The following is a 13822-nucleotide window of genomic DNA, read 5'->3' on the forward strand; positions in this document are numbered from 1 at the left end:
TTGTTTCGGAAGTTTTATAGTTTTACAAAAAAATACGAAAGCACATGTCAGTTCAGAAAAAAACCGATGTAAAAGTGATCACCACGCACCAGTTGCAGAACATGAAGGAGCGCGGTGAAAAAATATCGATGTTAACCGCCTACGACTTTTCCATGGCTACTATTCTGGACGCCGCCGGGATTGATGTGTTGCTGGTTGGAGACTCTGCATCTAACGTAATGGCCGGACACGAAACCACCCTACCTATTACCCTGGACCAGATGATCTACCATGCGCAATCAGTGGTGCGTGGCACAAAGCGTGCTTTTGTAGTGGTAGATATGCCCTTTGGTTCTTACCAGGGCAACTCATCCGAGGCATTGCGTTCTGCTATCCGGATCATGAAAGAATCAGGAGCACACGGCATAAAGCTGGAAGGCGGCGCGGAGATAAAAGAGTCGGTAACACGCATACTGAGCGCAGGTGTACCGGTAATGGGTCACCTTGGCTTAACACCTCAGTCTATCTATAAATTTGGTACGTACACGGTACGCGCTAAAGAAGATGCTGAAGCACAGAAACTGATAGAGGATGCACATTTGCTTCAGGAGCTAGGTTGCTTTGCTATAGTTCTGGAAAAAATTCCGTCCGCGCTCGCGAAACGCGTTGCAGAATCCTTAGAGATCCCGATCATTGGTATTGGCGCTGGCCCTCATGTTGATGGCCAGGTACTGGTTGTACACGATATGCTTGGCATCAATAAGGAATTCAAACCCCGCTTCCTGCGCCGCTATGCTGACCTGCACACCATCATGACCGATGCCGTTCAGAACTATATTAAAGACGTAAAAGACCGCGACTTCCCGAACGAAAAAGAAGCATATTAATTTATAGTTAAGAGTTATGAGTTAAAAGTTTAGAGTGAGGCAACATTCTTTAAGCATAAAGTCTCCATCAGTTTTGTTGGTGATGTACATCTCTTTATGTGGCCCTATTCAGACTGATTAAACTTTTAACTCATAACTTTTAACTTTTAACTAAAGCCCATGGCTTTTTTAGACGTACTGTTTGAGGATAACCATGTGCTGGTGGTAAATAAACCTGCAGGCTTGCTGGTACATGGCGACGAAACAGGTGACATTACGCTCGCTGATCTTGCCAAAGAATACATTAAAGAGAAGTATGGTAAGCCCGGCAATGTGTTTATAGGTGTGGTTCACCGCCTCGACAGGCCGGTAAGCGGTGTGGTGCTGATGGCTAAAACGTCTAAGGCGCTTGCCCGGCTGAATGAGCTTTTCCGGAGTAAAAAAACGCGTAAAATTTACTGGGCTATAGTACTTAACCGTCCGCAACAGGAAAGCGGCACCTTAGTACACTGGCTCGTAAAAGACTCCTCTAAGAACGTAACGAAGGCGTTTGCAAAAGAGAATGCGGCAGGCCAGCGCTCGGAGTTAAACTATAAATTATTGGGTGATCATCAAGGCAAATACCTTTTAGAAGTAAACCCCATAACCGGTCGGCCTCACCAGATACGCGTACAGCTTGCCTCTATGCGCTGCCCCATAGTTGGCGACCTGAAGTACGGTGCCGCACAACCGCTACCAGATAAAAGTATTGCACTGCACGCCCGACAGCTAGAATTTGAGCACCCTACGCTTAAAACAACTATAACTGTAAGCGCTCCTTTGCCGGCAACTGCTACCTGGAAACCGTTTGCCTAATGCTACTTATCAATGAGTAAAATTTATTCCTTACTCCAACATTAATCATTCCCTCATTCTTCATTACAAAAGTATGATTCTCGTCACCTTTCTGAACTTTTATACTCCTTAGGCTATTTTGATTGTGAAACCTGTTGTAATTTTGCGGCAGTAACACAAACTATAGTTTATAGTTACCCAATTATACAATTCAATACATCTGCTTTAATGGCCATCCTGATTTTCTTTTTAGTACACTGGTACTTATCACTATTTGTACAGACGTTCTTCCTGCATCGCTATGCAGCGCATAAAATGTTTACCATGAACCCGTTCTGGGAAAAAGCATTTTACCTGCTAACATATATTGCGCAGGGCTCTTCGTTCCTGTCGCCGCGTGCTTATGCTATTTTACACCGCATGCACCACGCTTTTTCAGACACAGAACGCGACCCGCACTCTCCGCATTATTCTAACAATGCCTTTACGATGATGTGGAAGACTAAAAACATCTACAACGATGTACTGAATAACCGGGTGGAACCAGAGCGCCGTTTCGAAGGCAATTACCCAGTGTGGAATGCAATCGAAAGACTTGGTGATTCTTATTTATCCAGAATTGGCTGGGGTGTGCTTTATGTATTGTTCTACATTCAGTTTGCTGAGTTCTGGTGGATGTATTTATTGCTACCGCTTCACTTTTTGATGGGTCCGATACATGGCGCTATCGTAAACTGGAGTGGCCACAAATATGGTTACCAGAACTTCGACAACAACGACAAGTCACGTAACTCACTTTTCTTCGATTTCCTGACTGGTGGCGAGCTATTCCAGAACAATCACCACAAATTACCAAACCGCGTTAACTTCGGTGTAAAATGGTGGGAAGTAGACCCAACCTGGCCTGTTATCTGGACATTGAGTAAACTGAGCATTATAAAACTTAAGCCCGTTAAGGTGAAAGTAAAAGCATAACAAAAAAGCCCTTCGGAAACGGAGAGCTTTTTTTGTTTGTCTGAATCAGGATATTCAGGCTTGATTTATAGTTGCAGCTATAGTTTTAATGTTGCTTTACTCTTCCCGTTACATATTGCTGGCGCGGGTTTGCAACCCGTGTCTATCTATAGTGTTGAGTTTGTAACTCAACTGGCCCGACAGGGACAGGAAATGTAAAGGGCTTTTGCTATAGTTCTAAAGTTTGTATTTTACCTCATCCCAGCCCTCTCCTAAAAACAGGAGAGGGAGCTCAGTTAACATTCTACATTTTGTCATCTCGAACAGCGTGAGAGATCTGGTAGCGTTAACCCACCCCTACCCCTCCCGAGAGGGGAATTTTAGCTTTTGGTATAGTTGGGTTTATAGTTCTATAGTTAACGTATTAACACCCCTATAGTCCCCTCAGGGGACGCCTTCCCAATAGTTGTAGCTTCCAGTGTAGTTCTATAGTTACAGACCACGAGCGGACAGGTCGCGACCTGTCCCTTTGGAATTATAGCCACGATAAAACTCGAAGCTTCCCGGTTCAAACTATAGCTTCTACTATCGAACTGATTTCAGTCTTTTGGTTGAGCGCCTTTGATTTGTTGCGGTGCCGTCAGGCAATCCGAGGAACGAGGATAGCAAGAAAGCAACAGCGCGATGCCCGAAGACGAGGCCTCCCGGCCGTGAGGGCACCAAAGCCAAAGATGAAAAGATAGGTAAGTAAAGCTCCCAGCATTGGAGTGAATTTGAAACTATTGCTTGGTTCTAATTGCAACTATAGTTAGCTAAAAGCTGAGATAGCTTCCTCCTAACGTCGAAATGACAAAAGGGAACTATAGGACTCTTAAGATTCCTTGACTGACGCTCGGGATGACAAGCACGAAACTATAAAAACCAACTATAAACCTGCAACTTACACAACCATAATTCACAAAAACAACCCTTAAACTATAGTTTGATATTACCTAAACAATACTTACCTTTGCGGTTCTAAAAACTGGCGGACGGGTTCCGCCGACGTTAAAAATTATACAAAATGGCTGTTAAAATCAGACTGGCCCGCAGAGGCCGCAAAAAAGCCGCTATCTACGATATCGTAGTAGCAGACGCTCGTGCACCACGTGATGGTAAATTCATCGAGAAACTGGGTACTTACAACCCTAACACTAACCCTGCGTCTATCGACTTCTCTGACGAGAAGGCATTCCAGTGGTTGATGAACGGAGCGCAACCAACTGACACTGTAAAAGCAATGCTTTCTTACAGAGGTATCCTTTTCAAAAAACACCTTCAGATTGGTGTAAACAAAGGTGCTATCACTCAGGAAACTGCTGATGCTCGTTTCGAAGAGTGGAAGAACGCGAAAGACGCTAAAATTGCAGGTAAAGTTGAAAGCCTGGGTTCTGCTAAAGAAGCTGCTAAGAAAGCTGCTTTTGAAGCTGAAACTAAGAAGAAAGAAGCTCGTGCAGAAGCAATCCGTCAGCGTGAAGCTGCTGCGCTTGCTGCAAACACACCTGCTGCTGAAGAAGAAGCTACAGACGCACCTGAGGCATCAGCTGAAGGCGAAGCTACAACTGAAGAGCAAGCATAATTTAGTGTGCCATGAACATTGATGCTTGTTTTCAACTCGGATACATCGTTAAGACGCATGGCATAAAGGGGCAGGTTGTTGCGTTTTTTGACGTGGACTTTCCCGAAGATTACGAAGATCTGGAATCAGTTTTCCTTGAACAACAGGGAAGACTGGTTCCATTTTTTATTGATGCCATGGAGCCCCAGCAAAAAGGTCGTTTCATTATTAAGTTTGAAGATATAAATACCATAGAGCAGGCTGAAAAGCTTCGCAATACGGCTTTATACTTACCGCTTAATGAGCTGCCTGAACTGGAAGAAGGCCAGTTTTATTTCCATGACGTGATCGGCTACAAAGTAGTAGATGCACAGCACGGCGAACTTGGCACTGTAAAAGACTTTTATGATATGCCGCAGCAGCAACTAATGGCCATGGACTACAAGGACCAGGAAATGCTGATACCGGTAATGGACGAAACCATGCTGCGAGCCGACCACGAAGGCAAAATACTACACGTAAGCCTGCCGGAAGGATTGCTCGAAGTTTATACCCAACCTAGCCGCCCCGAGGATGCAGATGATGCAGACGAGGACACGGAAGAGGAGAAATAATGCGTATTGATATTATCAGCTGCCAGCCAGATCTGCTGGAAAGCCCCTTTAGCCATTCTATTCTTAGACGCGCGCAGCAAAAAGGCCTTGTAGAAATACACCTGCACGACCTGCGTAAGTATGCCATAAACAAATATGGCCAGATAGATGATTATGCTTTTGGCGGCGGTGCAGGCATGGTAATGATGATTGAGCCGATCGATAAGTGTATTTCTGAATTACAGGCTGAGCGCACTTACGACGCCATTATTTATATGACGCCGGACGGGCAGACCCTGAACCAGAATACAGTGAATCAGTTCTCGCTGCTGCAAAATATACTTATTCTCTGCGGACACTATAAAGGCGTGGATGAGCGCGTACGTCAGCGGTTTGTAACACACGAGATCAGCATTGGCGATTATGTATTGTCGGGCGGAGAATTAGGAGCTGCAGTACTGGCTGATGCCATTATCCGGATCATACCGGGTGTGCTGAACGATGAATCTTCGGCTTTGACTGACTCTTTCCAGGATGGGTTGCTGGCACCACCGGTATTTACCAGGCCAGCAGACTATAAAGGCATGAAAGTTCCCGAAATCCTTTTATCGGGAGATGGGCCTAAAATTGAACAGTGGCGCTTTGAACAAGCCATTGAACGCACCAGGCAACGCAGACCAGATCTGCTGGGTGAGTAGAATTTACTGGCAACAACACAAGTTGCTAACAGATTATAACACAACAAAAAATATTTTTCGGAGCAATTATTCTTATGTAAAAAATAATTACATATCTTTGCAGTCCGAATTCAAGAAGATACTTTAGCTTTAGAACATAGCCATGAGCGAATTAATTAAATTTATCGAGCAGGAATACACTGACAAACGCGCTTCTTTCCCTGTTTTCCAGGCAGGTGATACTATCAATATCCACGTTAAAATCCGTGAAGGTAACAAAGAGCGTGTGCAGCAGTTCCAGGGCGTTGTTATTCAGCGCAAGAACGTTAACACAAACGGCGAAACTTTTACTGTTAGAAAAATCTCTAACCAGATTGGTCTAGAGCGTATCTTCCCACTTCTTTCTCCATCTATCGAGAAAATCGAGCTTGTTAGAAAAGGTAGAGTAAGAAGAGCAAGACTTTACTATCTGAGAGGCTTGTCAGGTAAGGCTGCAAGAATCAAGGAAAGAAGATAATACCTGTTTTCACAAATTTTCCATAGTTAAAAAGGAGCTGTTCGAACAACAGCTCCTTTTTTATTTACTTCGCTTCCGGAACCAGAAATAAAAGGCTCATCTTATCCTGTTTTTATCTTTGTGCAACAAGCTGCTACACTCATGAACCGTATTACTGCCCTACTCCTGTTTCTCGCTACTATGTTGTTGTATAGCTGCCAGACAGATTATGCAACCTTACCAACTTACTCCGGGGCCAGGCAACTACAGGCTGTAATAGAAACACCTGCCGGCTCCAGCCATGTTGTGAAGTATAATCTCAAAACAAAAACTTTTGTAAACGAGAAGCTGGCCGGCCAGGATAGAATTCTACAGTTCTTGCCTTACCCCGGTAACTATGGTTTTATTCCATCCACAGAGGTAGGCGCTAACGGAAGAGGACTTAGTACTTTGGTATTGGCTGAGCGCGCTGAAAGCGGGACGGTATTGGAAGTAATACCAGTGGCTACACTTATGCTAGAGAAACTCTCCGGAGACCTATATCCTGTTATAATTGCAGTGCCTGCCCGCCCAAGTGAGCGAACTATAAAAGCAACCAACTTCAAAAGCCTGAGCATAGAATACCCTGCAGTAAAACAAATACTACAGCAGTGGTTTGTGCATCAAGCTCACCCGAACCGCATTAAGTTTGTAGGCTGGAAAGATGAACAGTTTGCAGAAAAAGAGATACAGCGCTGGATGAAGTTGTAGTTTTATTGTTGTGGTTTTAACCCACCCCCGCCCCTCCCGAGAAGGGAATTGCTGTTGTTGTAGTTGGTAGCTATAGATTTGTAGTTAGCGCTTTAACACCCCTATAGTCCCCTCAAAGGGACAATTCTTCCTTTACCATTTTCTAAGCTGTAGTTCTAGAGTTACAGCACATGATCAGGGCAGGTATACCTGCCCCTTTGAAACTATCACCACGATACATCTCGGAGCTTATCTTTTCGAACTATAGACAAGCTATAGCTATGCGAAACGTCTCAGTCTTTGGGTTGAGCGCCTTGTAGATTTGCGGTGCTGAAAGCATTGCGACGCAGGAGCAAAGCAAATGTACACCGCGCGATGCCCGAAGACGGGGCCTCCCGGCCTTGAGGGCACCAAAGCTGGATTGAAACAATAGGTCAGTAAAGCTCCCAGGATTAAAGGAAATTTGAAAGGAAAGCTTAGGTCCGACAGTAAACACTTCAACTATAAGCCGAGATAGAAACTATAAGCTGAGATAGATTTCTCGCTGTGGCTCGAAATGACAAATGAGAGCACTAAACAAAAGCCAGGACGACGACGGAATGACTATAAAACAAAAAAGCCAGTTGCAGTCATGCAACTGGCTTTGATATCAACTATAAACTACAGTTTTAAATGCTTATAGTTATCACTATTTTACTTGCTGTAACTTAGCACGAACAGTTTCTACAGCTTTCTCCATTTCCTGAACCTGCTGCTTGCTGGCTTCCTGCTTTTTAATATTATTCTGTACTTCCTGCTCCAGTTTTTTCAGGTCTTCGGCATTCTTTACAAGTTCAGCTTCCAGCTCTTTTTTACGTTGCTGATTCTTTGTGATGCTTGTCTGTATATCGTTGGCTTGCTTTACAACACGCTCCTGCTCCAGTTTGGTAGCTTTTAAAACGTCTTCGGCCTGGTTGATCTGCCTGAAGATATCTTCTTTGTAAGCTTTACGGGCGAAGGCCTGCATAAACCCCTCGGCGGCAGCATACTCTTTTGGAGTAGCAGCCTTATCTACATAAGCCACCCCCATATCCAGCGACCACCACACATAACTACCTTCCGGATCGCTGCCAACGGTAGAAATGATACGCATCGGAGAACTTGATATCGTGTCAAGCACTACCCCATCCAATGTGTAAACACCTTTGGTGTATTTCATTTTTGTTTTGCCAGACTTCTCAGTCAGCTGGTTTTTCCAGAGCTTTTCCACCAGGGCAGGATCCAGCTGCACGGTAAGCTGCTGTCCTCTCCTGTTTACACCGTTCACGGTTTGCTCTTTCTCCTCTACCCGCCCGGATTGGGCATAACTCAAACCGGCTACCATACATAGTAGCCCCAGTAGTAAAGCTTTCAGTCTCATAAATATAGGTTGGATTAAAAAATTTGTACAGTTGGAATGTAACGCTACGAAAATAACTAAATCAAATTAAAAACATCGTGCTCAACAACACTATTTAGCTAAAAATTTGATTTGCCTTTCGGTAGTACTGGCTACCTTTGCAAACTTAAAAGTAACGTATATAATTTCTGTATCTTTGGATGATAACATTTAGATACCAGGGATTGTTGGTCATACTATGAAAGTAACAGTTTGCCGGAAAGAACATTTTAATGCAGCCCACCGACTGTATAACGCCAGTTGGAGCGACGAGCAGAACGAGGCTGTTTTTGACAAATGCAGTAACCCGAATTTCCATGGCCACAATTACGAACTTATAGTGAGGCTTACCGGACCTGTAAATGCTGAGACCGGCTATGTGTATGATCTGAAGAAACTGAGCCAACTCCTGAAAAAGGAGGTAATAGACCGCTTCGACCATAAGAACCTGAACCTGGATACGGAAGAATTTAAAGAATTGAACCCTACCGCCGAAAATATCGCCATTGTGATCTGGAACCTGCTCCGACCACAGATAAGCGATGCCTACGCGCTGGGAATTACACTGTATGAAACTGAACGAAACTTTGTTGAATATAATGGATAATCAGGACCCGGAGAACGACAACGAGGCCATGGATGACCACTTAATGAGCTCACTGGAAACACCTTTGCGTCCTGATGCTTTTGATCTTTCTGATCAGGAAAAGATCAATATTATCGCTGATCATTTTAAAGAGATCATGCACACACTGGGCCTGGACCTGACAGACGACAGTCTGAAAGGCACGCCGCGCCGTGTAGCAAAAATGTATGTAAAGGAAATCTTCCATGGTTTAAACCCGGAAAACAAACCGGATATACGTCGCTTCGAGAACAAGTATAAGTACAACCGTATGCTGGTTGAGCGCGATATTACCTTGTATTCTTCCTGCGAGCATCACTTTGTACCGATCATTGGCAAAGCGCATGTTGCGTACATACCGGGGGAACATGTAATCGGCTTATCTAAGCTGAACCGCATTGTGCAGTACTATGCCCGCCGCCCGCAGGTGCAGGAGCGCATGACTATGCAGATTGCTAACGAACTAAAGCAGGCGTTACAAACAGAAGACGTAGCCGTACTGATAGAAGCCGATCACCTTTGCGTGATGAGCCGTGGTGTAAATGACGTTACCAGCAGCACCATTACCGCAGAATATAGCGGGCTGTTCCTGGAAGACAATTACCGCACCGAGTTTCTTAGCCACATCCGTAGAAGACAAGTATAACTTCAGCTTAAAATATTCTAAATTACGGAGCACACAACGAAACTATACCTGTGTTACGTATAGTGTAACTTCTATATAAAGCAGCTTTTAAAAACTGACTATGCCCGAAAAAATACTCATTACAGGTGGCTCCGGTATGATAGGCAATCGCCTTTCTGAGATGCTCATCGACCAGGGTTATGAAGTGGCACACCTAAGCAGAGACTCTAACAAGTTCTCGAAGTATAAAACGTTCCGGTGGGATGTAAAGCAGAACTACATTGATGAGAATGCCATTACCTACGCCGATTACATTATACACCTGGCAGGTGCGGGCGTAGCCGATGAAAAATGGACAGAAGAGCGTAAGAAGGAGATCTTAAGAAGTCGGGTAGATAGTGCTAACCTGCTTTATAATTGCCTTCAGAAATCAGAGCATCATGTAAAAGGCTTTATTTCGGCATCAGCCATCGGTATTTATGGCGATTCCGGCGACCAGCTGGTATCAGAAGAAAGTATCCTGGCAGATGATTTCCTGGCCGAAGTTTGTAAAGCCTGGGAAGCATCTTCGTGGCAGATAACTAATCTTGGTTTGCGAACCGTTATCCTGCGCCTAGGTATTGTGCTGAGCAACCTGGGTGGCGCCTTGCCACAACTGGCCCGGCCTGTAAAAATGATGGCAGGTGCTCCGCTGGGTTCGGGCAAACAGTACATGTCCTGGATACATATTGATGACGCCTGCCGCCTGTTTATCAGAGCTATTGAAGATACCCATTTTTCAGGTGTTTATAATGCCGTAGCGCCACACCCGGTAACAAACAAAGAGTTTACCAAAGAACTGGCCGAAGCCATGCACAAGCCGTTGGTATTACCAAAAGTGCCTGAATTTGCCCTTAACCTGATGCTTGGCCAGAAAAGCGGAGTAGTTCTCGATAGCCAGCGGGTAAGCGCCAACAAAGTGTTGCAAACCGGTTTTACCTTCGAGTATAATTACCTTGATGAGGCACTGGAATCTTTTTATGATAAGAAAATGAAGTAACTCAATACATACTTATAAAACAGAAGAGCCGGCTATAGTTGTAGCCGGCTCTTCTGTTTTATAAGTTGCCAATGGCCCTCGCTCGCGTCCCGCTAGTGTGAGATTTCATGTGGCGTCCCGCCACGTTAGTACCCGGTTTTAAACTATAGCTATAACTACAAACTATAGTTTAAAGCGGCCAGAGTCCGCAGGTAACTCACACTCGCGGGACGCGAGCGAGGGCAAGCTTCGAGTGCTGGTACTGAGCGAATCTGTAAACAGAAAGGCCAGCTACAACTATAGCTGGCCCTTCTGTTTTATAGTTTATGAGTTCTTACTGGGAACTGTCGGTGTTAGTACCGGAGTTTAACTGTTCCAGAATATCGAATAGCTCCAAGTTCGGATCGAGCATGGTAGAATCTGTCTCTACTTTGCGTGGTAATACCGTAGTGCAGTTATACTTCTTGTTGACCTTAACTGTAGGGCCCGGGAAGCGCCCCATAGTGTAGCCAAGGTCTTTGTCCTGGTAGATCTTTTCCATGTATAAACCGAATACAGGTAAGGCTGTTTTAGAACCTTCGCCCATACTGGATGTCCTGAAGTGTATGCTACGGTCTTCGCCACCAACCCAAACGCCGGTTACAAGGTCTTTGGTAACACCCATGAACCAACCATCCGAATGGTTTGACGTTGTTCCGGTCTTGCCCCCGATCTCGTTTCCTTTCCAGAGGTCGTATTCCCAAAGTGCCTGCGAAGTACCTCCTGGTTCTTCAATACCGCCTTTCAGCATGTGCATCATCAGGAAAGCAGTCTCTTCGCTCAATACCTTTTTCTGCTTTGGCACGAACTGGTGTATCAGGTTGCCATTGCGGTCTTCGATGCGGGTAATGAACATCGGCTTGGTATGGAAACCATTATTCGGGAAGGTACTGTAAGCGCCCACCATTTCGAAGATAGACACATCGCTTGGTCCTAAACCAATAGAAGGCACAGATTGTAACGGACTTGTAATGCCCAGACGGTGCGCATATTTCACTACGGTTTCCCAGCCTATTTTTTCGGTAAGCTGCACTGTAACCGAATTGACAGATTTACCCATGGCCCGGCGCAGCGTCATAGGAGCACCTGTATATTGCCAGTCGGCATTCGTTGGAGACCAGTTCTTCTTTTCCCCGTTCTCTACATAGTTTACAGTTACACGCTGATCCACAATTTTATCGCAGGGCGAATAACCATTATCTATAGCGGCTACATAAACAAATGGCTTAAAGACAGAGCCCGGCTGACGGCGCGCTTGTTTTACGTGGTCGTATTTAAAATATTTAAAGTTGATGCCGCCCACCCAGGCTTTGATATGACCGGTAAACGGATCCATGGTCATCATACCACCGTGCAGGAAACGCTTATAGTAGCGCAGCGAATCCAGCGGGCTCATAGTTACCTTTTTCTCCAGTGAATCGTTGTCCCAGGTAAACACCATCATCTCGCGTGGGGTATTTAGCTCGCGGTTAATGGCGGCCACATCGTTGCCATATTTCTTTTTGAGGCGCTGGTAGTACGACGTGCGTTTTATAGTTTCTTCAATAAAGCCCGGTATCTCTTTGTTCTGCTCATCTACCCACGGGTTTTTGCCCTGCCAGTGGCTGTTAAAGCGACGCTGCAAGGTACGCATCTGCTTTTCCATAGCTTCCTCGGCATGTTTCTGCATCCGCGAATCTATAGTTGTATAAATCTTCAGGCCATCGCGGTACAGGTCGTAACCGTTTTGTTTACACCACTCCTGCAGGTATTCAGCAACGGCGCCTCTAAAATAAGTAGCAGGCCCGTCATAATGGTTTTCTACACTATAGTCCAGCACCAGCGGAATTTTGCTCAGCGAGTCGGCAGATGCTTTGGTAATGTAGTTGTATTTGGCCATCTGCTCCAGCACCGTGTTGCGGCGGCGGGTAGCATTTACAGGGTTAAAGCGCGGGCTATAGTAGGTTGGGGCTTTTAGCAAGCCAACCAGCACAGCAGCCTGTTCTGTTTTAAGACTGTCGGCAGATACGTTGAAGAAGGTTTTAGACGCTACTTTTATACCGAAGGAGTTACTGCCAAAATCCACGGTGTTCAGGTACATGGCCAGGATCTCTTGTTTAGTATAGCGTTGCTCCAGTTTTATAGCTGTAAGCCACTCTTTTGTTTTAGAGATAACCAGGTTAAGTACCGGAATATGGCCCAGTACGCCTTTAGAGTCGTCGGTTCGGGTTTTGTAGAGGTTTTTGGCAAGCTGCTGGGTAATGGTACTGGCGCCACGGGCATCACCTGTAAAACCACCATACACTGCCGAAAGTATTGCCTGGGGATCGATACCGGAGTGTTCGTAAAAACGCACGTCTTCGGTGGCTATCAGGGCATTCAGCAGCATCGGCGACATTTTCTCGTACCCGATCGGGCTGCGGTTTTCCTTAAAGTATTTACCGATCAGCTCGCCATCAGAAGTGTATAGTTCAGATGCCTGGTCGTTACGTGGGTTTTCCAGTTTATCCAGGCTCGGCGAAGAACCAAAAAGGTAAAGCAGGTTAAACTCAACGCTTAGCAGGTACCCGACTACTATAACAAACCCGATAACAAAGGTTTTCCAGGCAAAACGGATAAAGGTGCGGTATGCCGAACGTGGGTTTGGTTTTTCTATTTTTTCTTGCTCTTTCAGCATTGTATGCAAACAGGGTTTTACCCCTAAAAATTCCAGATGGCAGCTTCTTTCGAAACTAGTGCAAATATACTTTAAGTGTGTAACAAACCTGTTAAATAACTATAAAACTTAGTAAAGTGACTTTGAACATTATTTAATAGTAACAGGCTGCCTATCTTTGCCTTTATTCTCTGGAACTATACCGTATGCATATGCCCGTACAAGAGGCTTTAGATAAAATAATCGGCCTGCCGCTTACCAAGACTACACGCACAGAGCTGGTTCAATATTTCCATTTCGGCAAAGCACATTACCGCACGCCACAAGGTTTGATTTTAGATGTAGGCGCTGTTACACTTGCCCTTAACTGCCCGTGGCAACTGGTATTACCCAACGGCGACAGCATAAAGCACAATGAGGTTTTTATACGGAAGCGCGAATCCGGCCTGCCTTCTCCTAAATTTGACTGGAAAATACCGGGTGCCAACCTGCGCGACCAGCGCCTGCAGGAACTGATAAATGCAGGCGGCGCCATGACGCCACAACGTTTTGAGCTAAGTGAAAACAATGGCTTTACCCTTTATTTTGAATATGGAGCCAGACTCATAGTTACCCCGGATACTACAAAAGAGCAGGAACTAGACTGGCAGATCTTCAGCAACACCGATGATAACTATAGTTTTATAGTTGGTCGTTAAAGGAATATAAGCCGAATGCCATGGCGCTAGCGTTCTCGCT

Annotated in this window: 14 protein-coding genes; 12 read left to right on the forward strand and 2 right to left on the reverse strand. The window is 45.2% G+C overall.

What is annotated here, in order from left to right; genetic code table 11:
- Nucleotides 1–44 precede the first annotated feature (44 nt).
- From panB to KYK27_RS02490, 8 genes are all read left to right on the forward strand, one after another.
- Nucleotides 45–866, forward strand: a complete 822-nt coding sequence (gene panB / locus KYK27_RS02455) for a 3-methyl-2-oxobutanoate hydroxymethyltransferase (RefSeq protein ID WP_199108471.1) — start codon at nucleotides 45–47, stop codon at nucleotides 864–866.
- A 159-nt stretch (nucleotides 867–1025) separates the two neighbouring features.
- On the forward strand, nucleotides 1026–1700 hold the full coding sequence (locus KYK27_RS02460) for an RluA family pseudouridine synthase (RefSeq protein WP_199108472.1): 675 nt from the start codon (nucleotides 1026–1028) through the stop codon (nucleotides 1698–1700).
- A gap of 207 nt (nucleotides 1701–1907) precedes the next feature.
- Nucleotides 1908–2654 carry an acyl-CoA desaturase gene (locus tag KYK27_RS02465; RefSeq protein ID WP_199108473.1) on the forward strand — a complete coding sequence of 249 codons (747 nt, stop codon included), beginning with the start codon at nucleotides 1908–1910 and terminating at the stop codon, nucleotides 2652–2654.
- 1042 nt (nucleotides 2655–3696) lie between these two features.
- Nucleotides 3697–4251, forward strand: coding sequence for a 30S ribosomal protein S16 (locus KYK27_RS02470; protein WP_199108474.1), 555 nt, complete (start codon nucleotides 3697–3699; stop codon nucleotides 4249–4251).
- Nucleotides 4252–4262: 11 nt separating this feature from the next.
- Entirely contained in the window at nucleotides 4263–4844 is a 582-nt protein-coding gene (gene rimM, locus KYK27_RS02475) for a ribosome maturation factor RimM (RefSeq protein WP_199108475.1), read from the forward strand.
- A complete protein-coding gene (trmD, locus tag KYK27_RS02480) occupies nucleotides 4844–5521 on the forward strand; it encodes a tRNA (guanosine(37)-N1)-methyltransferase TrmD (RefSeq protein ID WP_199108476.1) in 678 nt (225 codons plus the stop codon). The genes rimM and trmD overlap by 1 nt, the downstream gene beginning before the upstream one ends.
- Before the next feature lie 142 nt (nucleotides 5522–5663).
- Nucleotides 5664–6017: a 50S ribosomal protein L19 gene (rplS, locus tag KYK27_RS02485; protein WP_162427546.1), complete on the forward strand. Its 354-nt coding sequence runs from the start codon at nucleotides 5664–5666 to the stop codon at nucleotides 6015–6017.
- Nucleotides 6018–6158: 141 nt separating this feature from the next.
- Nucleotides 6159–6746 carry an inorganic diphosphatase gene (locus KYK27_RS02490; protein WP_199108477.1) on the forward strand — a complete coding sequence of 196 codons (588 nt, stop codon included), beginning with the start codon at nucleotides 6159–6161 and terminating at the stop codon, nucleotides 6744–6746.
- Between the two features lie 667 nt (nucleotides 6747–7413).
- Here the strand turns inward: KYK27_RS02490 and KYK27_RS02495 are convergent.
- Entirely contained in the window at nucleotides 7414–8124 is a 711-nt protein-coding gene (locus KYK27_RS02495; RefSeq protein ID WP_199108478.1) for a DNA repair ATPase, read from the reverse strand.
- A 217-nt stretch (nucleotides 8125–8341) separates the two neighbouring features.
- Between KYK27_RS02495 and KYK27_RS02500 the strand changes: the two genes are divergently transcribed.
- The 3 genes from KYK27_RS02500 (at nucleotide 8342) to KYK27_RS02510 (ending at nucleotide 10431) form a co-directional block, all read left to right on the forward strand.
- A complete protein-coding gene (locus KYK27_RS02500; RefSeq protein WP_199108479.1) occupies nucleotides 8342–8749 on the forward strand; it encodes a 6-pyruvoyl trahydropterin synthase family protein in 408 nt (135 codons plus the stop codon).
- Nucleotides 8712–9413 carry a GTP cyclohydrolase I FolE gene (gene folE / locus KYK27_RS02505; RefSeq protein WP_246594250.1) on the forward strand — a complete coding sequence of 234 codons (702 nt, stop codon included), beginning with the start codon at nucleotides 8712–8714 and terminating at the stop codon, nucleotides 9411–9413. Before KYK27_RS02500 ends, folE begins: the two co-directional genes overlap by 38 nt.
- Before the next feature lie 100 nt (nucleotides 9414–9513).
- Nucleotides 9514–10431 carry a TIGR01777 family oxidoreductase gene (locus KYK27_RS02510; protein WP_199108481.1) on the forward strand — a complete coding sequence of 306 codons (918 nt, stop codon included), beginning with the start codon at nucleotides 9514–9516 and terminating at the stop codon, nucleotides 10429–10431.
- 313 nt (nucleotides 10432–10744) lie between these two features.
- On the opposite strand, the gene KYK27_RS02515 is transcribed toward KYK27_RS02510, so the two are convergent.
- A complete protein-coding gene (locus tag KYK27_RS02515; protein ID WP_199108482.1) occupies nucleotides 10745–13105 on the reverse strand; it encodes a penicillin-binding protein 1A in 2361 nt (786 codons plus the stop codon).
- 191 nt (nucleotides 13106–13296) lie between these two features.
- Between KYK27_RS02515 and KYK27_RS02520 the strand changes: the two genes are divergently transcribed.
- On the forward strand, nucleotides 13297–13782 hold the full coding sequence (locus tag KYK27_RS02520; protein ID WP_233150216.1) for a hypothetical protein: 486 nt from the start codon (nucleotides 13297–13299) through the stop codon (nucleotides 13780–13782).
- Nucleotides 13783–13822: the final 40 nt, after the last annotated feature.

The organism is Pontibacter populi, assembly GCF_019336435.1.
GTDB lineage: Bacteria > Bacteroidota > Bacteroidia > Cytophagales > Hymenobacteraceae > Pontibacter > Pontibacter humidus.

Coding starts and splice junctions, on each gene's coding strand:
- folE (WP_246594250.1), top strand. CDS start 8,712: ATGAAACTGAACGAAACTTTGTTGAATATAATGGATAATCAGGACCCG.
- panB (WP_199108471.1), top strand. CDS start 45: ATGTCAGTTCAGAAAAAAACCGATGTAAAAGTGATCACCACGCACCAG.
- KYK27_RS02490 (WP_199108477.1), top strand. CDS start 6,159: ATGAACCGTATTACTGCCCTACTCCTGTTTCTCGCTACTATGTTGTTG.
- KYK27_RS02465 (WP_199108473.1), top strand. CDS start 1,908: ATGGCCATCCTGATTTTCTTTTTAGTACACTGGTACTTATCACTATTT.
- rimM (WP_199108475.1), top strand. CDS start 4,263: ATGAACATTGATGCTTGTTTTCAACTCGGATACATCGTTAAGACGCAT.
- KYK27_RS02470 (WP_199108474.1), top strand. CDS start 3,697: ATGGCTGTTAAAATCAGACTGGCCCGCAGAGGCCGCAAAAAAGCCGCT.
- KYK27_RS02500 (WP_199108479.1), top strand. CDS start 8,342: ATGAAAGTAACAGTTTGCCGGAAAGAACATTTTAATGCAGCCCACCGA.
- trmD (WP_199108476.1), top strand. CDS start 4,844: ATGCGTATTGATATTATCAGCTGCCAGCCAGATCTGCTGGAAAGCCCC.
- rplS (WP_162427546.1), top strand. CDS start 5,664: ATGAGCGAATTAATTAAATTTATCGAGCAGGAATACACTGACAAACGC.
- KYK27_RS02510 (WP_199108481.1), top strand. CDS start 9,514: ATGCCCGAAAAAATACTCATTACAGGTGGCTCCGGTATGATAGGCAAT.
- KYK27_RS02515 (WP_199108482.1), bottom strand. CDS start 13,105: ATGCTGAAAGAGCAAGAAAAAATAGAAAAACCAAACCCACGTTCGGCA.
- KYK27_RS02520 (WP_233150216.1), top strand. CDS start 13,297: ATGCCCGTACAAGAGGCTTTAGATAAAATAATCGGCCTGCCGCTTACC.
- KYK27_RS02460 (WP_199108472.1), top strand. CDS start 1,026: ATGGCTTTTTTAGACGTACTGTTTGAGGATAACCATGTGCTGGTGGTA.
- KYK27_RS02495 (WP_199108478.1), bottom strand. CDS start 8,124: ATGAGACTGAAAGCTTTACTACTGGGGCTACTATGTATGGTAGCCGGT.